This window comes from Bacteroidia bacterium (assembly GCA_037045145.1).
Classification (GTDB): Bacteria; Bacteroidota; Bacteroidia; order AKYH767-A; family OLB10; genus OLB10.
This window is the reverse complement of record JBAOIA010000012.1, coordinates 97,011-121,116: the sequence shown is the minus strand read 5'-3', so window position 1 is coordinate 121,116 and position 24,106 is coordinate 97,011. Positions and strand designations below refer to the sequence as shown.

Sequence of the window (24,106 nt, the reverse complement as noted above, 5' to 3'; positions counted from 1 at the left end):
TTTTTATTTTTGACAAATGATTAAGGAAATTAGAGATAAATATTTAAAAGAGTTTACGGAAGAAACTTATGCTGATTTTTTAGCCTATTTTAATAATCTTTACGACAAAAAAGTAGAATTCCGAATTGCAGAGTCACCTGTATTTATTACAAAAGAGTTAAAAGAGTTGCTCATTGAAGCAGGCAATGAAATTTTAATGCAATCCTTGGCTCCTGATTACCTGCTGAAAAGTGAGCAGGCTATACCTCACGGATTAAAAGTTCCGAATGAACATAAACATCCGCATTTTATTGCGATAGATTTTGCCATCTGCAAAGATGATAATGGAAATTATTTACCTCAGTTAATAGAGCTGCAAGGGTTTGCTTCTCTTTTTTTCTGGCAGGATTTACTGCCACGCACTTATGAAAAATATTTTCAAATACCTGATGGCTTCAGTCATTTTTTTAATGAATGGAACATAGAGAAACATCGCACATTGATGCGCAAAGTAATTCTTGGTAAGCATAATTCAAAGAATGTTATCTTACTTGAAATAGAACCCGAGAAACAAAAAACATGGATTGACTTTTGGGAAACAAAAACACATACGGGAGTTGAGCCGGTTTGTATTTCGAAAGTAATGAAAGAAGGGAAAAAATTATTTTATGATTTAAATGGTGTAAAAACCCCAATTCACAGAATTTATAACAGAGTCATTTTTGATGAGTTGCTTCAACGAAAGGACCTGATTAATGAATTTAATCTGACTGACGATGTTGAAGTGGAATGGGCAGGACATCCAAACTGGTTTTTCAGAATAAGTAAATACACCATGCCTTTTATTAAGAGCAGGTTTGCATCGGAATGTTATTTTTTAAGTGACGTTGACATGTCTCAATTGAATTTAAATGATTTTGTTTTGAAGCCCTTGTTTTCTTTTGCTGGTAGTGGAGTATTGATAGATGTTACAACAACTGATATTGAAAATATTCCATTTGAAAAAAGAAAGGAATATGTACTTCAGCGTAAAGTAAATTATGTGCCATGTATGGAAACACCCGATGGTGCTGCAAAAGTCGAAGTTCGCCTACTCTATATTTGGGATGATGCTGATGCCAAACCGCAGTTGGTACTTAATCTTACAAGATTAAGTAAAGGTGCGATGATTGGTGTTAGTCACAACAAGAATAAAACCTGGGTGGGAGGAAGTAGCTCGCTGATGGAAATTTAATTTGGTGCTGCTTTTTTATTTCTTTTTCTGAAAGTCTCTACTAAGTCTGAAACAGTGTTAAATTCTTTTCTGTAAAAAACACCAATTCCTTGTGTGTATTGCGAGTTTAGGTTGTTGATGAGATTATTTGTATTGGTTTTATTAAAAGCCTTTGCACGAAGGTTTCCGTCTTTGCTGATTTTAAATTCTACCTGAAAATCACCAATGATGCTAGATGTTTGATTACTGTTGTTTGCAACACCAACATTACTTTCAACAGCAACTCTGTTTCTGAACAACTCAGTAGAAATAGAAACATCAAACTCATCTTTGTTAAGTGCATCACCGGGACGATAGTTTAAACCTATATTAAATTTATCACTTAACTGCGATGCCCAGTTCGATAGCTGCTGCGAAACAAACTCACTAAGGTTCTGACCAACTGCATTACCAGAACCGCTTTCTTCAGAGGTGTTTTTTCCTTCAGGTGGTGAAAAACGGTTTAACACGAGAAGGCTGAAAACCTGCCTGTTCATTTCGCGTTCATTACCTAAAATACTGCTCAGACTTGTGCGTACTGCAGGTGTAGCATTTGGTACGTTGACATTAAAAACCACATCTGGGCTCATCAGATTATTCTTTAACTGCAGCAATACTTCAACCGGTACTCTGCTGCGGTTTGACGAGTCAGGTATCAAATCAAATGTTGAAGCTCGAAGGTTGTATTTGGCATTGATGTTTATTGTTGCATCATAGGGAGAGCCTGCCCATTGAATCTGTCCACTCTGAATTTTAAATCTTTTGTTAACGATATTTTGCAGTGTAAACAAATAATCACCTGCAAGAATATTGTAGTCGCCATACATGGAAAAATCACCTGCCTGCGAGATCAACATCCTTAAATTTCCTGTACCATTGCCGCGCATCACATCACCAACCTTTGAATCAAATATCAGCTGAATCTCAGCATCGGGTGTTGCTTCAAGTTGTAAATCCATTTGTATTCCGGTCAAGTCAACTTTATTGTTGATGACAACATGCTTGGTGGCTGTATCATTGACATTGATAAAAGTTATAAAACTACTTTGTGTAACTTCTTCAGGGTTTGAAAGTGGAATGAAAATCTGTGTGCCTGCTTCCGAGCGTGCCACGACATCTAATTTCAACAAGTTTAATGTTCCAATAATTTTAGCATATCCTGTTGCAAATGCTTTACCATAAAACAATTCGTTTTGAGAAGCATTGGTGTTCAGACATTGTAGTTTCTTTGCATCAACTTTCAGACTGAAAGTGAAATCAGTAAAATGATTATGAAATATTTTTCCATCAACAGACCCTTTGTGATTTTGATCGTCTGTAATTCCAACATTGTTGAATGCAATATACTTTTCATCAAAGACAATGTCCTGTTCAGGTAAAATGGCGTATCGTGTATTAAGATAATCAATCAGCATGGAAGCCCGTTGTAGTCTTGCTTTACCGGTTAAGTTAGGCGCTTTTGCTAATCCTGTAAGATTTAATTCACCGGTTGCAAGTCCTGTAATTTTACTTGCAAATCCTTTCAGGTATCTTTCTAATGGTGCTATACTTAGTTTATCAAATTTAATATTAAAACTTAACTCATCGTTTTTAGGTTTGAAAATATAATCACCTTTTACAACGGCACTGTTTCTGTTATTCTGTTCAATGGCACCTTCAATATGCAATTTCTTTTGGTCAGTCAACCAGTCAAAACTTACAATGGCATTACCTAATGATTCGTCATTGAATGCAAAACTGTCAACACGCATTTCGCCTGTAATGATTGCTGTCTGATAAAGCGAACTGAAATTTAAGGTACCACTTGCTGCGCCACCTGTTTTTATATCATACATGGCAAGTAAATCATTTAATAGCGGAATTTTAAACTTAAATAGATTTAAAATCAATACATCTTCTTTGTTGTGGCTGACCTTGCCCTGCAGCATTAGTGATTGACTTTTGTTGGTAAACAACACATTGCTAAATGAAATAGATGCTGAATCGAATAAAATCTCGTTTGAAGGATCAACCTGCCACTTCTCGCCTTTAAACTGTAACAATGATTCAAGTAGATGAAAACGTGTTGCACCATTTGTGTAGGTCTGCTCTGTAGCAAGACGAACTTTTGATGTAGAAAGCGAATCATTGGCAACGGTAAGTGAAATAGATGATTTGTTTTTTTGTGTCTCTGCATCAAACAAAATGTTTTTTAATATCAAACTGTCAGAGATTTTGATCTGAGAGGCAGACAAATCAATGTTCAATAAATTGTTTTTGTTGTTTGAAGTGAGTTTAATGTTTTTGTTTTCAATGTTATTGTAATTAATCCACGGTGATGTTGCTTCCATTTCTATTTCACAATGCTGACGGTTTAGCCTTCCGGAAAACACTGTTTGATTGCTTACCGACAGCCCAGGAGTAAATATATTCAACACAGAGTTCACATTTTTTATTTTTCCATCGAATGAGAAAATGGTATTGGTCTTCTCTATATCAGGTGCAAGTTTGAGCATAAAGGGTGGCAGATGGCAGTTGAGCACATGACCGAATGAATAAATAATTTTTGATAAGATATATTGACCATTAATATTTAAATCTAATAAATCAGAATTGACATTAAAGTTTCTGTTGTTATTCTCCATCCCCGACTGAACCAATATTTTTTCTACAAAAGCAGATTTAAATTCTTCAGAGTAATTAATATTTTTTAGTAGTAGTTTTCCTTCAAATTCATCAAAATTAAATCCACGCATGTTTAGGTTTGCTTCAGTAGAAAGCAATGCAGAAGTATCTCTTTTAATGAGGTTAAGTTTTGTCAATGCAGCGTTTTTAACTATAGCATTAAAGTCAAATAAAGGCTTTTTCTCTCTGAAATCAATACTCCCTTTAAACGAGACCTGAGCATTTCTGTCAATCATGTTTAATGCTCCGTTAAAAAGTTTCCGGGCTACATCGGCATCTAAGTTGATGTTTGAATAGTCATATCCGTTTAAATTTACATGACTCACCATTCCTGTCATTCGTGCATTAACTTTCTCTGATGTAAATCCTGTACCATTTAGCTGTGCGTTAAAGCTGATTGTTCCTACAGCATTTCCCAAACGCCAGAATTTACCAATATCAAAATTATCAGCTGTTAGTTTTCCTGAGTACGTTGACTCGTCAGCTTTGTTTTTAAATTTCAAATTTACATCGGTTGACAGATTGCCAATAGCTGTTGTAATGTTGCCATACGAAACAAAATCGTTATAAAATCCGGTAAATACACCTCTGTAAACAATCTTTCCTAACTCAGAAATGTTATCAGGTACTTTTATGTACTGCTGCTCTGTAAATGGATATTGTTTAATAGATTCAATATCGGCCTTGTCGGTTGATAAATGTTTTATGTTTAGATTAATAAAAGTGGTGTTTACATCTGGTAAACCATTAAGACTGACATCACCTTCAAATCGTGTATTTTTGCCATAGGCTATTTTAAGTTTTTTGGTTTTAAGGTTACTGACTGTACCTCTTGCAGTGCCACTAAATTCAACACGTTTATCTAAGCCAAAAAGCTCTTCGGCAAAATACTGAATGTCGTTTGATGAAATTATACTTTCATTAAATTCACCTTTCATCATCACTTTATTGATGTAGTCTCCAAAGTCTGTAATACTGTTGTATGACATACTGTAGTGTCCGGCATCAATAGAAGAGTAGGGAGTGCGTATCAGAACTTTATTAAACGACATACTGTCATTATAAAATGCAGCATACGTACTAAATGAGTTTATTTTAAATCCTGATTTTTCTTTCAGAGATATTTTACTGCCATAAAAAGAAAACGAGCTGTCAGTTGGTTTTATGTTGTAAAGGTTTGCACTAAAGTCTGAAACATCAATATCTTCAAAATCAATACACGGTGTTTTATCATCCCATTTAAAATCGCGATAGGTGAAATGTATATTGCTTAAAATTACCCTGTTCACAGCAAAATAGAATGGTGATGCTGTTGTGTCTTTTGAAGGCGAACTGAAATAATTTACAATAAAATCGAAGTTCATATCGCGTGTACTTTTCGACTTTGACAACGCAATTCGTGCTTTGTCTAACTGCACTTCATCAAGAATCAGTTTTTTATTTCTTATAAATAATGATTGAAAGGCCACTGTTGCCGTAAGGTGTTTGGCATATAAAAGTGTATCCTCTTGCTGGTCGGCAATAAACACATCATCAAGATAGACACTCTTAATCAACACAAACCTTACTCCGCCAATATGAACTGTTGTATTTAATTCAGATGATAAGTATCCGGTTACACGGTCAACAACCCAACTTTGAACTTTTTGAAATCGTAAGCTGACAGAAAACAAAAAAAGCAGCAGCAGTAATGCTCCTGTTGTAATTAGTAATATTTTAAAAAACTTCCTGATGACCTGTTGTTTTGAAGCGGATAAAAATAGTGTAATTATTTAAGTGTAATTGCCAATACCACCCTAAAAATAATGCCACACCCTTGTTATTTTATCTTAAATTCATTGCATTGAGATGGTTAATGATATGTGTTTTGAATCCTGACCGATAAACTGATTTTTCCTCCTAACTTTGCTGCCATATTTTTAGTGTGTAAAAAGGTGACGGAAACGAATAAAAAAGACATAGTAATACTTGGCATTGAATCATCATGTGATGAAACCTCTGCTGCTGTTAGTCGCAATTTGCATATTATGTCAAACGTTATTGCCAACCAAACAGTACATCAGAAATATGGTGGAGTGGTTCCCGAATTAGCCAGCAGGGCACATCAGTCAAACATTGTTCCCGTTGTGAATCAGGCTTTGCAAGAAGCGGACATTAACCTTAAAGATATTGATGCAATTGCATTTACCCGTGGACCCGGACTTATTGGCTCACTAATGGTAGGTGTTTCTTTTGCCAAGGCTATAGGTGCTGCATTAAACAAGCCACTAATAGAAGTCAACCACATGAAAGCACACGTACTTGCTAATTTTTTAAGTTTAGAAGGACAGGAGGGCAGAACTCCATCATTTCCATTTTTATGTCTCACAGTTTCCGGAGGCCACACACAAATTGTCAGAGTAACTTCACCTCATCAAATGGAAATACTTGGGCAGACACTTGATGACGCTGCCGGTGAGGCTTTTGATAAAATTGCCAAAGTATTTGAATTACCATATCCCGGTGGGCCGCTTATTGATAAATATGCACAGCATGGCAACCCAAAAGCATTTCATTTTCCGGTAGCAAACCTACCCGGACTTAATTATTCCTTTAGCGGATTAAAAACTTCTGTTCTATATTTTTTAAAGAAACAACTTGTTCAGAACCCCACTTTCGTTACTACAAACAGAGATGATTTATGTGCCTCCGTACAATATACCATTGTAAAAACACTGATGCTTAAATTAAAGAAGGCAGCAATTGAAACAGGCATCAGCAATATTGCCATTGCAGGCGGTGTTTCGGCAAACAGCGGACTACGAAAAGCCATTACCGAAGAAGCAGTTAAGAGTAACTGGCAAGTGCATATTCCACCTCTTTCGCTTTGTACCGACAATGGTGGCATGATATGCCTTGCGGCATACTTCAAATATCTTGCGGCAGATTTTTCAACACTTTCTGTGGCTCCAAGTGCCCGTTTCGTGTTCTGATTTTATGTTTATTTGTTGACAATGTGCCTGTTCAAAACCTTGACACACAGGGGTTGTTTAGATAGAATTACATATTACCTTTGTTAATTAATCTATAAAAATATAATCATGGAAAACCAAAGTAAAGGGAATAATCGTATTTGGATTGTTTTATTTGCTGCTTCGGCATTGTTTAACGTTTATCAATGGCGCAATCACACATCAACCACAGAGGTTTTTGAAGTTACCAAAGACAGCCTCATTACAGCACGTGTTGATGTTGAAAAAGAATTGGGTGCCACTATTGAAGAGCTAAACAAGTACAAGGGTATCAATGACAATCTGGACAGTCTTTTAACAGAGGCCAATAGTAAAATAGATGAACAGAAAGTACGCATTCAGAAATTATTGAAAAGCGAAGGCAACAGCACTGCTTTAAATAAAAAACTGATGGCCGAATTGGAGTCACTCAAAAAATTGCGTGATGAATATTTGGATAAGATAGATGCCCTGATGGTAGAGAATCAAAAGCTTAAAGATGATAATACACAATTATCAGGCACTGTAGAAACACTTTCAAAAAATTTAGAAGCAACTGTCAACACAGCATCGGTATTGAAGTCCGAATATTTCAAAGTTTCTACTTTCAAGAAGAAAGGCAATGGCAAATTTGTGTCAACGGCTTTATCAAAACGTACTAATAAAATGGATGTATGTTTTTCTGTTCTTGAAAATAAAATTGCCAAATCAGGCGAAAAAAATGTTTATCTCAGAATCATTGAGCCGGGTGGAAAGGTTATGGGCAATCGCTCTACAGGATCAGAATCGTTTAAAATGGCTAGTGGAGAAGAGGTAATGTGTACGGTTGTTTCTTCTCTGCGCTACGAAAACGCAACTGTTGACAATTGCCTGAGTTATGAGGAGAATGATAGAATATTTACCCCTGGAACCTATCTGATAGAAGTGTATATTGATGGTAACCTCAGTGGTGCCACATCGTATGTTTTAAGATAGGTTTTTGGCACACACATCAAGTTTAAAACTTGAAGATGAGTGATTAATTGCCTCTATAGAAAGTTATTTTGTTTTGAGAGAATTACCTCTGGCTTCAGTCAGAGGTAATTTTTATTTTATACCTAAAAAATATAAATTGGATTTCTCCACTCTGAAGATTGACTTTACTTTATTGTTTTTCACCGAATCGTTTCATCACTTAAAAAATTACCTTTTCCTGATAGCATAAATCAACTCATCTTCATAGCGGTTGTTTTTATAGATAATTTTTTCAAGGCGAGCCTCCAAGACAAAACCTGTTTTTTCTAAAACTCGCTGCGATGACCTATTGCTGCCAAAAGGGCGTGCAAAAATTCTATCTATTTCAAAATTGCCAAAACCATATTCCACTATTTTATTAATAGCCACGGAAACAAATCCTCGGCCCCAATATTTTTCTGCAAGCCAATACCCAAGCTCTGCATTTTTTAAAAAAATATCATTCTGCGGATGAAGTCCAATAGCACCTATTGCCTCACCTTCAAAATCAATTGCAAATATCTGTGCCGGTTTTAAACTGTTAACCCTTCTGATAAATTCCAATGCATGTTCTTTTGTATAAGGAAAAGGAAACTGATTGGTCATATTATTTGCAATTGCACTGTTATTGGCATGCAAAGCAAATATTTCTGCATCGTCAATTTGTAAATTACGCAATACAATTTCTGCCATCAGTAATTATTTTACAATAGCAATTTGTTTCACCATGTTAAACGATTTTGCCGTATAGCGGATATTGTAAATGTCTTTAGCAAGAGTAGAAACCTGTGTTACCTGTTTATGATAACCTGCATCAAGTGTCCATTGTTCTTCCATAACCAATTGCCCAATGGTATTAAATACTTTCATGCTTATTTGTGTTTTTTCAGGTAGATAAATGTCAGAAACAAAAACATCTTTTGCCGGATTTGGCATCAGGTTTATGTTTACTGTTGCAGGATTTTCTGTGTTACATGAAACTAAAATAGCAGGAAGTATATTAGCTCTCCCATCAAAATCGTATTGCTTCAATCGGAAAAATGCACGTTCAGTATTTTGGTCAATTGTAAACGAGTAAAAATTCTGTTTGATAGTGGTGCCATTACCTTGAACACGACCTATAGAAACAAAGTTGTTTCCATCTGCGGATTGTTCCAACTCAAAATAATGATTGTTTATTTCAGATGCAGTTATCCAATGCAGGTTAACTGTGTTGTTTTTACATTCTCCGGTAAAAGAGAGTAGTTCAACAGGAAGAGGATTGGATTCCGGTGCAATATTAAAATTTTCTGTATTGCTGAAATTATTCCAATTGGTACGCAACACCGAACCTAACACTGGTGAAGCACCCGGAGTTACAGCACCGCCAATATCTTTCCACCATACAGGCGGGGCAGCCTGTCCCCATTGACAAAGTTTTAGTAAAGGCCATGACGCAATTGCATCCTGGGCATCATCGGCATAAAGAGAAAACTCAGCTAATGAACTACCGGAAACTCTGTTTATTTTTTGATACCATCCTGCATTTACTGCACCTAAGGTTGGCTCACGTACAGCACGGTTATAACCATCAGTATTCGGGTCATTATTAACCATGCGTACGGCAAATGTATTTGGTGATGCACTTAAGGGTTTAATTTCTACAGGGCGAAATCGTGCCGGAGGAATTGAAGAACCTACAGGAAATAAATACACAGAAGTGGTGTTGGTGTTTCGCCACAACTTACCATTACCTGTGCTACTCACAAAACCTTGAACAGGAGTTGAATTAAGCCCCCCTGTGCGTGTAATAGCAACAGGTGAAGTATTGGTAACATGCATCACATTTCCTTGTGTGGCAAGTTCCCTGTCGTTTAACTTCAGTAATCCCTGAACCGTTGCATCAATGTTTTGTGTTTTAATACCTGTGCCGGTAAGATTTAAAGTAAAGAAGAATGTAGGGGTAGTGCCTCTTATGGTTTGGTTTGCACCAAACAGTTCCACTTCACCGGGGCTACTGTTAATGAAAGCATTTCCTGATGAATTGTTTGTCCAGTCACCTTGTATGCGCACCTGACCTGAATTATCCCATGTACCAATGTTAATCAGGTTATCCTGATTGATGACACCACCTTCAACATGCATCATTGCTGTAGGTTGAACAAAAATCAGAGAACCGTCATTGACGATAAGTCCCGTTCCCGGAGAAGGACATGTAACAACATTGATATAATTTGTTCTTGTAAAGGAGTTGTTTCCAAAAGCATTTGTTGCGGTTAATGAAACATTGTAGGTGCCTGCAGTAGCATAACTTACAACAGGATTTTGTAAGGCAGATGCAGCCGGTGCACCACCTGTAAAAGTCCATGCCCATGAAGATGGTGAGTTGGTTGACTGATCAACAAAAGTTACGGCCTGACCTTCACAGATGGTAGTTGGGAATCCGGAAAAAGATGCAACAGGAGCAGAGCAAAGATTTACTGTGATATATGCAGTAACTGTTTTAGTGTTTGATCCACCACTGTTTGTTGCTGTTAAAGTAACAGTATATGTTCCAGGTGTGTTGTAGGTAACAACTGGGTTTTGTGCTACAGATGAGAGCGGTGTGCCACCTGCAAATGTCCATGACCATGATGTAGGTGAATTTGTTGAAAGGTCAGTAAAGTTTACAGTGCCTCCGGAACATAAGGTTGTTGGCGATGCGCTAAAGTTGGCAGCAGGTGGTGCCGGGCAGTTATTTACAGTTATATAATTTGTTTTAGTTAATGTGTTGCTGCCGTATGCATTTGTTGCAGTTAATGTAACATTATAAACTCCTCCTGTGGCATAGGTAATCACAGGATTTTGTGCAGTAGATGTTCCGGGTGTTCCTCCGGGGAAAGTCCAACTCCAACTTGTAGGTGTATTGGTGCTTAAATCAGCAAACTGAACAGTACTACCTTCACACACTGTTGTTGGGTTTCCGGCAAAGTCAACTGTTGGTGGTGGACAGGTTGCAACCTGCACATAATTGGTTTTTGTTAGTGTATTGCTTCCAAAAGCATTGCTGACAGTCAACGTAACTGCGTAATTGCCGGGTGCGGCATAAAAAATTACCGGAGGGTTTTGTCCAGAAAATGTATTGGGTACGCCACCGGGAAAAGACCACGACCATGATGTTGGTGTATTTAATGAAGCATCAGTAAATGTTACATTTAGTGAATTGCATCCTGTAAGTGGCGTGCCATTAAATTCGGCAATAGGTGCATTGATTGCACAGCTACCTGCAGTGAGTGCAACCATAGCTGTTGGACCGCAGGCATTAGTTACTACACTACGACTCATAATATCATTACCACCGGCAGTTTCACTTACGGGGGTTAGTGTACGTCTGTCAGTATTAGGGCCAATGGCATAATTCATTACTGTTACAGGAACAATAGTATGTCCCAGCTGATGGCTGTGACCAAGTTCATGCAAACAAACCGATTCAAAATCAAAGTTACCACCACCTGTTGCAGCAGGACCATAATTCCAGTTTATTCCTCCTGTCCCGTTGGTGCGAAACTTTAAATCGTTTTCATTTAGATACCACACACCTGTTGCACATGCACTGTAATAGCTGTAAGAAATACCAAGAACACCGGCAGGCAATGCACACGAACCATCAAAAGTCACTAAGTTGGTTCCGTCTAAAGCCTGACAAGTTGTTGCAGTAGTTCCTGAACGGTTGAAGTTTACAAATGTACCACAGCGCCATGTTTGCAATGCACGTTCAAATGCAGCAACAGCTGCAGCATTACCATTAAATGTTGTGTTGTAACGAAAAGTATATCCTCCGGTTCCGTTGTTGTTAATTAAATCCGGTTGATAATAATTTCCACCGCTAACAACATTCGATTCATTGTAGTTAATGGTTAAAGAAATTGCAGAAGTTGTAGTCTCGCCAAGATTGTTTGTAACTCTTATTAACCCACTTCCACCTTGTGAAGGTACCCAAACCTGTATTTGTGTGTTTGTCCAAGATACAACATGATTTTGTGGCGCAGAAATATAACTTGCCCCTCCTGTATTGGCATCAGGAAATTCAACGTTTGAAGTTCCGTTTACATAGGCAGCACCAAAATTATTCCCGTTAATTGTAATTGTTGAAAATGTTCCTGCCGTTGTTGTTGCGGGTACAATAGAAGCAATTGTTGGCGGAATCATTATTTTATTTACAGATGGGGGTGTTGGTTGTGGTGCTGTGGATGAAATTCGTTGAACGCCACCAGTATTATTGATAATCTGATTTCGTAAGGCATTGATGTCACTGTAATTTTCGAACGAGCCTGTTGCTGTATTGCTTGTTTCATCAAACAAAATAAAACTCTGACTCAATGCATATCCTTCAAATATTCCTGACAGTTTACTACCTGAAGGCTGACTGTGAGGAATCAGAAAAAATATTCCGCTTTGTCCCGGTTTAATAGCTAATGATGGTTCTGTTTTAATCATGATGTTTCCGACAGTACCACCTTCTGTAATCAAAGCAATCTGACTACCTTGAACAGCGCCTTTATATACAGCAGAAACAGATAGTGTAGTGGAAGTGTATATAAAATCGCTGCTGTTGTTCCAGTAACTGTTTTGCTGTATGGCCGTGGCTTCAACAACAACAGTGGCATTGTTGATTCTGTCTTGTAAAGAAACAGGTGTCATCATACACTGCGACCATGCCGTTACCGGTAATAGTAATATTATTAGATAGTAAACAAACTTTTTCATACTCATGTAGTTTTTAATGATGAAATGAGCTTGCTATTTAGAGTCACTTTGTTGTGTAAAATCTCTTGATTTAATTAACGGTGTATCTTTCGATTTTTCGTTTATAGAAATTTTTTGTGGAATAGGTTTGTAGTAAATTCCTGCAGATTCCGGTTGACCAAACAATGAAGGAACTAAATACTTTCCTGCGGCATCACCTGTTTTTGGTAATTCAACCAAGCGGTTATCTGGATTTTGTTGTAAATAGGGATCATTCCTTTCGGCAGTCAGTGTCCAACTAACCTTCATTCCGGCAACGCCTCCGGCAATGACGAAGTTATTACCGGAAACTTCAGTCTTAACATAAAGTTGTGCGGGTGCACCAATAGGAGTGAGGTTGTAGTTGTAATTGGTGTTATTAATACTGTTGAAATAAGATGGCAGTTGAATAGTTGCCTCGCCATTCGCATCAAGCACAACATTTCCTCTGTAATAGTTTAATACTTCGTTCGACTCCATGGAGAAATGTTTCAGAAACTTTCCTGATGGGTCAAGTGGATGATCAATGACAAAAGTTTTTGTGCCGGAAGCAGCTAAATCACCGTTCGCAAAAATTGCATAACGTGTAGGACTGTTGGGCGCAGCCACTTCTTGCCCAAGAATACCAATTGCATTAGCACCTGTTGATGTATTATCTCCAGCAACTGCAATTGAAGTGGCGTTGGTTCCTGATGCTGTAGCTACAACACCCCATACTGCATAAGGTGACGCTCCCATTCCAGCCTGACCAAATACTCCTGTACCATTATTTGAATTACCAATACCGGTAACACCTTCATTCCCTCCAAAAAAGGATACACCTATTACACCCGAACCATTTGCAGAATCAATGCCTGTTACGCCAGCTCCACCAAGATAACTTGTGATAATGGTTTTTCTATTACTGCCCCAAACTGCACTGCCCGAAACAGCTGCAGAACTGATGTTTGAAAAATTAATTATACCGAAATTATTTCCTCTAAATGAGCCTGCCGAACCAGTTACTAAATATGTTCCTGCAAGATTGTTACCTGTAGCAAGCAGACCTGTTCCATTGGCATTAGAATTCTGAAACATACCTGCAAAAGCATTTGTTGCTCCTGAAAAACCCACAGTTCCATAACCGGAAGAAGAACTCCCCCATACGCCAACACCGGTGCCTGAATTAGCTCCTGAAACACCAATACCCGTTGTAGCTGAATAGCCATTTAATGCAAATGCACCAATTGGACTAAGTGCTCCACTACTACCATTAGTACTTCCTGTTGCATAAACAGAAAATACATCGCCATTGTTGATACCTACAGAAGTGTTGTTTACTATTATTTCTCCTCCAGATCGAATACGCATTCTTTCGTTTGTGGCAGCATTGCCATTTGTTTTAAATAAAATGTGTGTGTTTGTTAATGTTCCAAGAAAATTCTTTGTAGTATCAATTGAACTATTCCCCAGTGTAAGCCATGCTGTTGAATCAAGCAAGCCACTTGAGCCTACATTGAGTGTACCTGTGGGATCGGCCATAACAAAACGATTACCTACACCGGTTAGCGTTGATGATCTGATTTTTCCAATGACATCTAATTTTTGCATTGGAACATTGGTACCAATACCTACATTTTGTGCCTGACTAGCACTTGCAATCAGAATAGTGAGTACAACAGATAAAATTCTTTTCATCTTAATTCAATTTAGAGTAACTTCAAAGATATGTTAAGGAAATCAAAAACAAAGTATTTTGTAGAAAAATATCGCTAAAGGGTCTTGTAATGATTTCGTAATATTATCCACAACTGACAAAAATCACGCCAAGTCGCACTATCAAAAGGGGTACTTTCGCGACTTAATTTTAAAATTATGAAACGATTCAAGTGCCTTTTACTTCTACTACCTTTTAGCTTAAATTTAACATTAGCTCAAGATGTTGATACTATTGAAAATAAACATCTTACAAATATTAAACAATTAACTTTTGGTGGTGATAATGCCGAAGCTTACTTTAGTTTTGACAATAACAAATTGGCTTTTCAATCAAACAATAAAGCATGGGGTGTAGAATGTGATCAGATATTTTTATTAGACCTCAACAACTGGAAAGCAGATAGTAAACCTCCTTTAATCAGTACCGGTAAAGGCCGTACTACCTGCTCATATTTTATGCCGGGAAATAAAACCATTCTTTATGCAAGCACACATTTGGGAGGGGATAAATGTCCTGAAACAGGTGACCTTAGACGTGGTGGAAAATACCTATGGCCGATTTTTAATACCTACGATATTTTTGTTGCAGACCTGAATGGTAAAATTGTAAAACAACTCACCAACGCACCGGGCTATGACGCAGAAGCAACTGTTTCTCCTGATGGAAAAAAAATTGTTTTTACAAGTGATCGCACCGGTGATCTTGAATTATGGACAATGGATATTGATGGCCGCAATCAAAAGCAAATCACCTTTGGATTGGGTTATGATGGAGGTGCATTTTTTTCACCGGATAGTAAACAATTGGTATTCCGCTCATCAAGACCAAAAACTCCTGAGGAAATTCAAGAATACAAACAGTTGTTAAGCGAAGGTTTGGTGGCACCAACAAATATGGAAATCTATACGTGTGATGTTGATGGAAAGAATCTAAACCAAATTACACATCTAGGCAAAGCAAACTGGGCACCCTTCTTTCATCCATCAGGAAAAAAAATTCTTTTCTCATCAAATCATGAATCAAAATCCGGATTTAATTTTCAGTTGTATATGATTAATGTTGATGGAACAGGATTGGTACAAATTACCGATCAGAGTGTATTTAATGCATTTCCTATGTTTTCTCCTGACGGCAAGAAGTTGATATTTTCAAGTAACAGAAACAACGGAGGCACACATGACACCAATCTGTTTATTGCCGATTGGAAAGATTAACCTTATTGTTGATTTTTTGTTGTTAGTAAAACAAAAATGCAATGTTGATAGAGATTAACGAGAATAATATTGATGACAGAAAAGTCAAGAAAGTTATTGAATGTCTGAATGAAGATGGCATTATTATTATTCCAACCGATACCGTTTATGCTTTGGCTTGCAGCATTTACAGCTTGCCAGCCATAGAGAAAGTAAGTCGTTTTAAAGGTGTAAAACCTGAAAAAGCTAACCTTTCTTTTCTGTGTAATGATTTAAAAAACATTGCAGAATATACCAAACCTTTTGACCGTAGTGTATATAAGTTGTTGAATCGTTCGCTGCCAGGGCCTTTTACATTTATTCTTGAAGCATCAACCAAAGTGCCCGGTATATTCAGAGCAAGAAAAAAGAATATTGGTATTCGAATTCCTGATCAAAAGGTAACTTTAGCCATCATTCAGCAATTGGGGCATCCCTTAATGTCGGCCTCCTTGCATGCTGTCAATGATCCGATTACAGATTACTTAACCGATCCTGATGAAATTTATGAAAGGTTCAGTGAAATGGTTGATATGATTGTGGATTGTGGAGCAGGAGGTAATGTGCCAAGTACAATTGTTGATTGCACATCAGACGAAATTACTGTTGTGCGCGAAGGTAAGGGGGTGTTAACTTAAACCGGATGTTTTTTATAAAAGACACAAACATCTCTTAATCCGCAAGTACTGCATTTAGGGTTTCGAGCTGTACAAACATAACGTCCATGCAGAATAAGCCAGTGATGTGCAGTGGCAATTAATTCTTCGGGAATATGTTTTACCAATTGCTTTTCTGTAGCCAAGGGTGTTTTTGCATTGCGTGTAAGACCTAACCTTGCTGCCACACGAAAAACGTGTGTGTCAACAGCCATGGTTGCTTTGTTGAATACAACAGATGAAATTACATTGGCAGTTTTTCTTCCTACACCCGGCAACTGAATGAGATCTTCAAGTTCTGATGGAACAATACCTTCGAACTTTTCTAAAAGCATTCGTGCCATACCGACAAGATGTTTTGCCTTGTTATTTGGATAGCTTATGGATTTAATATACTCAAAAACTTCTTCCGGTTCTGTTTCTGACAGTTTTTTAGCAGTTGGAAAGGCTTTGAATAATTCAGGTGTAACCATGTTTACTCTCTTATCTGTACATTGAGCAGAAAGAATAACTGCGACTAAAAGTTGATATGGATTTTTGTAAACCAATTCTGTTTCTGCCACAGGCATGTTTTTCCTGAAATAGCTGATTACAATTTTATATCGCTCTTTTAGCAACATAAAATCAGGTTTTTTCTATTAAGAGATTCTTGTACTCATAAAACCCTTTTTTTGTCAAAGCCATTTCTGCAGCTTTTATTGCACCAATTGCAAATCCTTTTCTGCTGAAAGCATTGTGAGTAATTTCAATAGTGTCAACTTCATTACGGAAAGAAACAGCATGAAAACCTGTTACTTCGTCAATGCGTTGTGCGTAAATGGGAAGTTTACCTTCTTCATCATTAATGGTCCATCCTGAATATTGTTTGTTGTGCTTCAGAATATCATTTGCCAGAGTAATAGCAGTTCCACTTGGAATATCTTTTTTATGAATGTGATGCACTTCTTCAATCCATGCATCATATTTCATAGGAGATATAAGTCGAGAAAGTATTTCGTTGATGATAAAAAAAATGTTTACACCGGTGCTGAAGTTAGAAGCATAAATAACCGTTCCATTATTTTGAATACAATAGTGCTCTAATTCTGCTTTGTGTTCATACCAACCAGTGGTACCAATAATTACAGGAACATTTGCATCAATACACAATTTAGCATTGGCCACAGCAGTTTCCGGTCTTGAAAATTCTATGGCAGCATCAGCATTTTGTATAGACTCTTTATTCAGTTGATTAAAATTTGCAGTGTTGATTTTTAAAACGACAGTATGTTTATTCTCATCAGCAACAGCTTCGATTTCTTTGCCCATTTTACCATATCCCAACAATGCAATTTTCATATCTTATTTAATTAGTAAACTCAATTTTAGGCCGGCAAATGCAGTATGACTCATGGGTTGTACTCCGGGTTGCACCTTTAAGGATAAATCATCACTGACATCAAAATAAAACAAGTGTGCATCTACTGCAGCATCAACTACATTTAACAAATAAACAACACCCATTCCGATAAAAGACAGGTCGCGGTTTCTGCGATAATAATTTTTTAAAATCCGCAAGTCCTCATCAGAGTAAATGCCTTCAAACTTATCTACTGTAGCACTGTTGTCATCGAGTCGCCATTTATAGGCATCTTTATAAACCACATACTCTTTGTTGTTGTCTATTGCAAAATAAGTTAACACGCCTGTAAGTCCATAGATTACAGGAATCTTCCAATACTTTTTATTATAAGCCTGACCCAATCCGGGTATAATAGCAGAGTAGATGGTAGCTTTATGAGGAGAGTGTTGATGAATCTTTTGAGATAAAACAGCAGCCTGTTTAACTGTATCGTCCTGAACAACAATATTTGTTTTGGCCTTAAAAATCATGGTGTCCTGTTGGGCATTTACGCAGTAAGCCGTAAAAAACAGAACAACCAATAGCCACAGCCTCATGCAGACAAAAATTTAAGCGTCAAGAATATCGAGTAAACGATTTAAATCGTCAGTAGAAAAATAGGTGAACATTATTTGTCCCGAACCGTTTTTGCGATGCTTCACTTCTATCTTTGTTTCAAACTTATCTTCCAGACGTTTCTGAATATGTTTGTATTCTATTCCTTTAATAAATTTTTCGCTGATGCTTGGTTGTTTCTTCTCATTTTTTGATGAGCCGCGTACTATATCTTCAACCGAGCGAACACTTAAATCATTCTCAAGAATTTCATTAAAGATTTTCAACTGCATAACAGGGTCACTAATGCTGATGATGGCACGTGCATGTCCCATACTTATTTTATCATCACGAAGGGCAGTTTGAATTTGTGGTGGTAACTTTAACAAACGAAGATAGTTGGTTACCGTTGTGCGGTCTTTACCTACACGAAGTCCAAGGTCTTCCTGCGTTAGTTTACATTCATCAATAAGTCTTTTATAGCTGATGGCTATTTCAATTGCATTTAAATTTTCGCGTTGAATGTTTTCAACCAATGCCATTTCAAGCATGCTCTGATCGTTTGCAAGACGAATAAAAACAGGAACACTTGTTAAGCCTACTAATTGTGCTGCACGAAATCTTCTTTCACCCGAAATTATCTGATACTTATCGGCAGAAAGTTTTCTTACTGTAATAGGTTGAATCAGTCCATGCACTCTGATGGAGTCTGCAAGGTTTAATAATTCTTCTTCTTTAAACTCATTACGTGGCTGAAATGGGTTGGCTTCAATTCGGTCAACAGGAAGGGATGTAATTTGTGCATTAGGCGTTACTGTGCCAATCTCTTTAAATTCATTTACAGATACGCTGTTGTCAAGCAAGGCACTTAGTCCTTTACCAAGACCCGATTTTTTTTGTGACATTCTATATTTTGGTTTTAATCTGAAACCGTAGTTTAAATTTGAAACGGTTTTAGGAATAATTTAGTTCATTCTAACTTTTTTTGTTTCTTCTGCCTTAAATAATTTTTCACGTTGTGTAGGCACCCCGGTTAAATTATTTTTTTGCAGAATTTCTCTTGCCAGATTCAGGTAGTTAATAGCACCTTTGCTGCTGGCATCATGCATAATAATTGTTTCGCCAAAGCTGGGAGCTTCGCCCAATTTGGTATTACGCTGAATGATGGTACTGAATACCATATTTTGAAAATGTGTTTTTACCTCTTCAACAACCTGATTGCTCAGTCGCAGACGCGAATCGTACATGGTTAGTAAAATACCTTCAATTCCCAGATTTGGATTTAACCTGCTTTGAACAATGTTGATGGTGTTGAGTAATTTACCGAGACCCTCGAGTGCAAAATATTCACACTGAACAGGAATAATTACGCTGTCGGAAGCGGTGAGTGCATTGATGGTTACCAAGCCTAATGATGGAGAACAATCTATAATAATAAATTCATAGTCTGCAGAAATTTTATCAATTACCTGCTTCATCATATATTCTCTGTTTGAGAGATTTATCATTTCAATTTCTGCACCAACCAAATCAATGTGAGCAGGCAGCAGAAACAAATTTGGTGTTTGTGTTTCCTGTATTGCTTTAGATGGATCAAGATCATTGATGATACATTCGTAAATACTGTTGGTGATTTTTCGTGGATCAAATCCAACACCACTGGTGCTGTTTGCCTGCGGGTCAGCATCAATCAACAGGGTTTTATATTCGAGCACTGCCAAACTAGCTGCCAGATTTATAGCAGACGTTGTTTTTCCTACTCCTCCTTTTTGATTTGCTATCGAGATTATTTTAGCCATTTATTTTATTTTTCTTTTGTTTTTTTATGTTAAAAAGTCATTGCACTGCCAATGTCCATTAAAATGAGTTCCTTGCCTGCATTGTTGAATTTATCTTTTGCCTCTGCATGATCAATCTTAATCTGTTCGAATGTATCGTAATGCATACCAATTATACGGTCACATTTTACAAACTCCGAAGCAATTAAAGCATTGTCTATTCCCATAGTAAAATTGTTGCCTATAGGAAGCATGCACAAGTCAATTCTTTTGTAATCACCTATAAGTTTCATGTCATAGGTTAGGGCAGTGTCACCGGAATAGTAGAGATTGCCTTCTGCTGTTTCCAATAAAAAACCCATCGGATTGCCGCCATAAGTACCATCAGGGAAAGAACTGCTGTGAATGGCGTTTACACATTTCAGCTTGCCGAAATCAAATAGTTTGTGACCGCCAATGTTCATGCTATGCACTTGATTGATACCCTTATCCTGAATCCAGTTACAGATTTCATAATTACTAATTACCAATGCATTGGTTTGACGTGCAATTTCAACAGCATCGCCAATATGATCGCCATGTCCATGAGAAATAAGGATATAATCGGCCTTAATCCTCTGAATCTTAATGTCCACAGCCAAAGGGTTACCGGTAATAAATGGGTCGAACAGTATGCTTTTTGAGGCAACTTCGAGCAGAAAACAAGAATGTCCGTAGTAAGTAACTTTCATCTTAATCAGTACAATACATCGCTTTTATAGCAATTCACAAAAATAGCTGCATTATGGTTTGCACATTCATAAAATTATAAACAAAATGGCAAGTTAACGGGCTATTCATATAGAGTTATTAACATTCAAAATGCGAATAAAAGAATCTCAGTTTTATTTTCTCCGGCATGATATTGCTAATGATATAAGTCTATATTTGCGCGGATTTAAAAAAAGCATATAATGAATAAATTTAATGTAACAGTTTTTGGTTTTCTGGCAATGGCCTTTAGCGCATGTGGACAGAAAAACACAGGTGGATCACAAGCCATCACAACAACTTTAGACTCTGTGAGCTATGGTATTGGAGTTTCTATTGGTGAAAACATGAAAAAGGACGGACTTACTGACATGAATGTTGACCTAATTTCAAGAGGTATATCCGAGGCTTTGAAAGGTGAAAAAACAGCTTTAACAATGGAGCAGGTTCAGGCATGTATTGGTGCCTATATGGGCGAAAAGCAAAAAGTGAAAGATCAGGAAGCGAAAGCCAAAGCAGGTGTTAACTTAGAAAAAGGTAAAAAATTCTTAGAAGATAACGGCAAGCGCAAAGGTGTGATTACATTACCAAGCGGCCTTCAGTACGAAATTATTAAAGAAGGTAATGGTCCAAAACCAACAGCAACCGATAAAGTAACAACACATTATCATGGAACAACTATTGATGGTAAAGTATTTGACAGCTCAGTGGAGAGAGGTCAACCTGCACAGTTTGGCGTTAATCAGGTAATTCCGGGATGGACAGAAGCATTACAATTAATGCCTGTAGGTTCTAAATGGAAGTTGTTTATTCCTTCAAACCTAGCCTATGGCGAGAGTGGAGCAGGTGGGGCAATTGGTCCAAATGAAACATTGGTTTTTGAAGTAGAATTAATTTCTATTGATAAGTAATCAAAGCAAAAATAAAATGAGAAGCTGTCTGTAAAGGCAGCTTTTTTTATTTCTTTCCGTATTTCTCGGGATCCATCTTTGCAGCTTTATCATAATAGAAAGCGGAGTTTTGTTGATCGCCTTTAAAACGATAGGTCAGGCCAAGATAGTAATATGCCTGAGCCAGATTTGGATCAAATTTTATTGCTTTCAAATAGTTGGTTACTGCCTCATCATATAGTTTCATCATTCCGCAGGCACTGCCTAAGTTCATCCATGCTTCGGAATAGGAGGGATTCAACAGAACAGCTTTTTCGTAACATGCTTTTGCCTCCGGTATTTGACCCATATTAAAATATAATGAGCCTAAGTTGTTCTGAATCATTGGGTCGTTAGGTGCGGCCTTCATGGCAAGCTGATAGTTCTCGAATGATTTCTTATAATCTTTTCTTTTATTATAAATAATTCCCATTTGATTATAAGCATCACCAAATGGAAAAATAGCAACTGACTTTTCCAACTCACTCAATGCCAGTTTTTGAATAGAGTCTTTTTCCTGATCTGTTTTTCCGTTTTGAAAATCGTCTTTTGCTAAAAGATTCCCATAGTAATAATGTGTTCTTGTACTGTTTGGGGAAAGGTTAACATCGTTAGCATACAAAGTGTAGTTCGATTTCCAGACGGTATTTCTTGTAATTGTTTTATATGCGAATGCCCCTGCAACAGGAAATAATATTAGAAAAACAGTCAGGTTGGTTTTAAAAAAGGAAGAAACAGTTTCGGCATTTTGGTTTTTGCTTAGCAATGATAATGCATAAGCTACAGCCATACAAAAACCAAAACTGGCAGTATATAAAAATCGTTCTCCAAAAGATGAGCCTATCATATAAAAAATGTTGGCATAAATACTCATGGAAATAAAATAGAACAGTATGGTAAATGACAACAGTTTGTTTTTCTTCCATAAAAGAACAGCCCAAAGCAAAAGTCCTATATGAATGGCCAGGGAAAGAATAAACCAGATGTTTCCCATTCCGACCAATGGTATCTGATTAAATGAGTAATCGAAAACTAAAGGGTGAGGAATAAAAAGAAGTTTTAAATACATTCCTAAAATCATAATGGACGTTGCAAATTTCTGATCATAAGATTTTGCTGCCATCAATAAATTGTCGGCAATTGAAGGATCGCCACTTGCTATTTTACTAAGAACAGAATGACGAATTATAAGAAACAGAAACGCAAATGCTACCAGTGTGAGTATTGGTTTTATAGCTGCGCTCCAGTTTAATGAAGTTTCTTTTTTAACAGACTTTATAAAAATCAGCAACGGAAGTATTGCTAAAAAAGTTATGGATGATTCTTTGGAAAGCAATGCTGTGAAAAAGCAAATAGAGGTTAAGACTAATGTGGCAATTTTTTTTGTCTGAACATAACGTACTAAAAAAATACAGGCAGAAATGCAAAGCAGAAAACTCAGTATTTCATCAACACTCTTTATGTTGGCAACAACCTCTGTGTGCACCGGGTGCAAGACAAACAACATTGATGCAACAAAAGAAAAAATCAAATTTGGAAAAAGCAGGTAACAAAAATTAAATAGCACAATTCCTGTAACCCCATAAAGAACAATATTCAGTAAATGTAGTGGCAACGGATTGTCGCCAAACAAATTCCATGAAATGGCAAAGATTGATTTTGGAATAGGACGATACAGTTCATCAGTGCCTAAATAATATCCACTTCTATAGGATGAAGAAAAAATCTGAGGTATAGCTTTTACGCCTTGTTTGGTAATACGGTTTTCAAGAATTACAGAATAATCATCTAACACAAATCCATGATGCAATGTGTTTAAATATAATATCACACCACACAATCCACATATTAAGGCAAGAATTCTTCGAAGAATTTTAATATTACGATTTCTTGCCTCAGCAACTTTTTGCTGTTGTTTTCTCTGATGTGCTTCAGCAATACTCTCTTTCTGTTTCTTGCTTTTTGCCATCGTTATTTTTCAGAAATTGAGTCTTTGTTTCCGTCAATTTGCTTCATTACATCTTCTGCACTTTTACCAAGATTTAATATTGAGAAACGTGCACTTTCAGCCATTTCATTATTAGGATATTTTTCCAAAAACTCATTGTAATATTTCCTTGCGTTTAATGTGTCTTCCAGGTTATTCTCGCTAATATATCCTTGCAGAAAAAGCGAATAGGCGGCTCTGTTACTTTTTGGATATTTCTCTGTAATGATTTTAAAATACTCTAATGCATTGTCATAGGCAGCAATACCAACAGAAACATCGCCAGCTTTAAACAGATACTCAACAGACAAAGTATCGTCAGGGAATTTTTCTGCATAATAGCGGTAATGAATGATTACTTCGCGGGCCAGTTTTGTGTTAATGCGTCCGTTTTTGTTTTCGTACAAAAGTTTTTCTTTAGCGTCTATTTCGTCTTTTAGCTGTTGCTTGGTATTAGTACATGCTGCAAGTAACATACATGGCAGTACACAAAAAATTATTGTTCTTATTGACATTTT

The 24,106-nt window shown here is 37.0% G+C and carries 18 protein-coding genes; 6 read left to right on the top strand and 12 right to left on the bottom strand.

The window, feature by feature from the left end; translation table 11 throughout:
• Positions 1 to 16: 16 nt before the first annotated feature.
• Positions 17 to 1,213 (top strand): hypothetical protein, encoded by a 1,197-nt coding sequence (locus V9G42_09975; protein MEI2759740.1) that lies wholly within the window; start codon positions 17 to 19, stop codon positions 1,211 to 1,213.
• Here V9G42_09975 and V9G42_09970 read toward each other — a convergent pair.
• Positions 1,210 to 5,568, bottom strand: coding sequence for a translocation/assembly module TamB domain-containing protein (locus V9G42_09970; protein MEI2759739.1), 4,359 nt, complete (start codon positions 5,566 to 5,568; stop codon positions 1,210 to 1,212). The two genes, V9G42_09975 and V9G42_09970, sit on opposite strands and share 4 nt — an antisense overlap.
• A gap of 261 nt (positions 5,569 to 5,829) precedes the next feature.
• On the opposite strand from V9G42_09970, the gene tsaD reads away from it, so the two are divergent.
• Both tsaD and V9G42_09960 read left to right on the top strand, forming a co-directional pair.
• A complete protein-coding gene (gene tsaD, locus V9G42_09965) occupies positions 5,830 to 6,867 on the top strand; it encodes a tRNA (adenosine(37)-N6)-threonylcarbamoyltransferase complex transferase subunit TsaD (protein ID MEI2759738.1) in 1,038 nt (345 codons plus the stop codon).
• Positions 6,868 to 6,975: 108 nt separating this feature from the next.
• Complete coding sequence (locus tag V9G42_09960) at positions 6,976 to 7,860, top strand: hypothetical protein (protein ID MEI2759737.1); 885 nt, start codon at positions 6,976 to 6,978, stop codon at positions 7,858 to 7,860.
• 207 nt (positions 7,861 to 8,067) lie between these two features.
• On the opposite strand, the gene V9G42_09955 is transcribed toward V9G42_09960, so the two are convergent.
• From V9G42_09955 to V9G42_09945, 3 genes are read right to left on the bottom strand one after another with little or no spacing between them, the layout of a single operon-like run.
• Positions 8,068 to 8,571 (bottom strand): GNAT family N-acetyltransferase, encoded by a 504-nt coding sequence (locus tag V9G42_09955; protein MEI2759736.1) that lies wholly within the window; start codon positions 8,569 to 8,571, stop codon positions 8,068 to 8,070.
• Between the two features lie 6 nt (positions 8,572 to 8,577).
• Positions 8,578 to 12,603, bottom strand: coding sequence for a PKD domain-containing protein (locus tag V9G42_09950; GenBank protein MEI2759735.1), 4,026 nt, complete (start codon positions 12,601 to 12,603; stop codon positions 8,578 to 8,580).
• Between the two features lie 33 nt (positions 12,604 to 12,636).
• Positions 12,637 to 14,298, bottom strand: coding sequence for a hypothetical protein (locus tag V9G42_09945; GenBank protein ID MEI2759734.1), 1,662 nt, complete (start codon positions 14,296 to 14,298; stop codon positions 12,637 to 12,639).
• A 177-nt stretch (positions 14,299 to 14,475) separates the two neighbouring features.
• Here V9G42_09945 and V9G42_09940 point away from each other — a divergent pair, with 177 nt between their 5' ends.
• Both V9G42_09940 and V9G42_09935 read left to right on the top strand, forming a co-directional pair.
• On the top strand, positions 14,476 to 15,534 hold the full coding sequence (locus V9G42_09940; GenBank protein MEI2759733.1) for a hypothetical protein: 1,059 nt from the start codon (positions 14,476 to 14,478) through the stop codon (positions 15,532 to 15,534).
• 41 nt (positions 15,535 to 15,575) lie between these two features.
• Positions 15,576 to 16,190, top strand: coding sequence for an L-threonylcarbamoyladenylate synthase (locus tag V9G42_09935; protein MEI2759732.1), 615 nt, complete (start codon positions 15,576 to 15,578; stop codon positions 16,188 to 16,190).
• On the opposite strand, the gene nth is transcribed toward V9G42_09935, so the two are convergent.
• From nth to V9G42_09905, 6 genes are read right to left on the bottom strand one after another with little or no spacing between them, the layout of a single operon-like run.
• Positions 16,187 to 16,828 carry an endonuclease III gene (gene nth / locus V9G42_09930; protein MEI2759731.1) on the bottom strand — a complete coding sequence of 214 codons (642 nt, stop codon included), beginning with the start codon at positions 16,826 to 16,828 and terminating at the stop codon, positions 16,187 to 16,189. The genes V9G42_09935 and nth overlap by 4 nt on opposite strands.
• Positions 16,829 to 16,832: 4 nt before the next feature.
• Positions 16,833 to 17,546, bottom strand: coding sequence for a 4-hydroxy-tetrahydrodipicolinate reductase (gene dapB / locus V9G42_09925; GenBank protein MEI2759730.1), 714 nt, complete (start codon positions 17,544 to 17,546; stop codon positions 16,833 to 16,835).
• 3 nt (positions 17,547 to 17,549) lie between these two features.
• On the bottom strand, positions 17,550 to 18,146 hold the full coding sequence (locus tag V9G42_09920) for a DUF5683 domain-containing protein (GenBank protein ID MEI2759729.1): 597 nt from the start codon (positions 18,144 to 18,146) through the stop codon (positions 17,550 to 17,552).
• A 12-nt stretch (positions 18,147 to 18,158) separates the two neighbouring features.
• The gene (locus V9G42_09915) at positions 18,159 to 19,049 is read right to left on the bottom strand and encodes a ParB/RepB/Spo0J family partition protein (protein MEI2759728.1); all 891 of its coding nucleotides are present in this window, start codon (positions 19,047 to 19,049) and stop codon (positions 18,159 to 18,161) included.
• Between the two features lie 60 nt (positions 19,050 to 19,109).
• Positions 19,110 to 19,943 (bottom strand): AAA family ATPase, encoded by an 834-nt coding sequence (locus tag V9G42_09910; GenBank protein MEI2759727.1) that lies wholly within the window; start codon positions 19,941 to 19,943, stop codon positions 19,110 to 19,112.
• A 29-nt stretch (positions 19,944 to 19,972) separates the two neighbouring features.
• Positions 19,973 to 20,653, bottom strand: coding sequence for a metal-dependent hydrolase (locus V9G42_09905; protein ID MEI2759726.1), 681 nt, complete (start codon positions 20,651 to 20,653; stop codon positions 19,973 to 19,975).
• Between the two features lie 222 nt (positions 20,654 to 20,875).
• Here V9G42_09905 and V9G42_09900 point away from each other — a divergent pair, with 222 nt between their 5' ends.
• The gene (locus tag V9G42_09900; GenBank protein ID MEI2759725.1) at positions 20,876 to 21,583 is read left to right on the top strand and encodes an FKBP-type peptidyl-prolyl cis-trans isomerase; all 708 of its coding nucleotides are present in this window, start codon (positions 20,876 to 20,878) and stop codon (positions 21,581 to 21,583) included.
• Positions 21,584 to 21,629: 46 nt separating this feature from the next.
• On the opposite strand, the gene V9G42_09895 is transcribed toward V9G42_09900, so the two are convergent.
• Positions 21,630 to 23,570: a tetratricopeptide repeat protein gene (locus tag V9G42_09895; GenBank protein MEI2759724.1), complete on the bottom strand. Its 1,941-nt coding sequence runs from the start codon at positions 23,568 to 23,570 to the stop codon at positions 21,630 to 21,632.
• Positions 23,571 to 23,572: 2 nt separating this feature from the next.
• Complete coding sequence (locus V9G42_09890; protein MEI2759723.1) at positions 23,573 to 24,103, bottom strand: tetratricopeptide repeat protein; 531 nt, start codon at positions 24,101 to 24,103, stop codon at positions 23,573 to 23,575.
• Positions 24,104 to 24,106: the final 3 nt, after the last annotated feature.

What these genes read in the sequence shown, in the direction of transcription:
- V9G42_09975 (MEI2759740.1), top strand. Translation starts at nt 17, where the DNA reads ATGATTAAGGAAATTAGAGATAAATATTTAAAAGAGTTTACGGAAGAA.
- V9G42_09960 (MEI2759737.1), top strand. Translation starts at nt 6,976, where the DNA reads ATGGAAAACCAAAGTAAAGGGAATAATCGTATTTGGATTGTTTTATTT.
- V9G42_09955 (MEI2759736.1), bottom strand. Translation starts at nt 8,571, where the DNA reads ATGGCAGAAATTGTATTGCGTAATTTACAAATTGACGATGCAGAAATA.
- V9G42_09950 (MEI2759735.1), bottom strand. Translation starts at nt 12,603, where the DNA reads ATGAAAAAGTTTGTTTACTATCTAATAATATTACTATTACCGGTAACG.
- V9G42_09945 (MEI2759734.1), bottom strand. Translation starts at nt 14,298, where the DNA reads ATGAAAAGAATTTTATCTGTTGTACTCACTATTCTGATTGCAAGTGCT.
- V9G42_09940 (MEI2759733.1), top strand. Translation starts at nt 14,476, where the DNA reads ATGAAACGATTCAAGTGCCTTTTACTTCTACTACCTTTTAGCTTAAAT.
- V9G42_09935 (MEI2759732.1), top strand. Translation starts at nt 15,576, where the DNA reads ATGTTGATAGAGATTAACGAGAATAATATTGATGACAGAAAAGTCAAG.
- nth (MEI2759731.1), bottom strand. Translation starts at nt 16,828, where the DNA reads ATGTTGCTAAAAGAGCGATATAAAATTGTAATCAGCTATTTCAGGAAA.
- dapB (MEI2759730.1), bottom strand. Translation starts at nt 17,546, where the DNA reads ATGAAAATTGCATTGTTGGGATATGGTAAAATGGGCAAAGAAATCGAA.
- V9G42_09920 (MEI2759729.1), bottom strand. Translation starts at nt 18,146, where the DNA reads ATGAGGCTGTGGCTATTGGTTGTTCTGTTTTTTACGGCTTACTGCGTA.
- V9G42_09915 (MEI2759728.1), bottom strand. Translation starts at nt 19,049, where the DNA reads ATGTCACAAAAAAAATCGGGTCTTGGTAAAGGACTAAGTGCCTTGCTT.
- V9G42_09910 (MEI2759727.1), bottom strand. Translation starts at nt 19,943, where the DNA reads ATGGCTAAAATAATCTCGATAGCAAATCAAAAAGGAGGAGTAGGAAAA.
- V9G42_09905 (MEI2759726.1), bottom strand. Translation starts at nt 20,653, where the DNA reads ATGAAAGTTACTTACTACGGACATTCTTGTTTTCTGCTCGAAGTTGCC.
- V9G42_09900 (MEI2759725.1), top strand. Translation starts at nt 20,876, where the DNA reads ATGAATAAATTTAATGTAACAGTTTTTGGTTTTCTGGCAATGGCCTTT.
- V9G42_09895 (MEI2759724.1), bottom strand. Translation starts at nt 23,570, where the DNA reads ATGGCAAAAAGCAAGAAACAGAAAGAGAGTATTGCTGAAGCACATCAG.
- V9G42_09890 (MEI2759723.1), bottom strand. Translation starts at nt 24,103, where the DNA reads ATGTCAATAAGAACAATAATTTTTTGTGTACTGCCATGTATGTTACTT.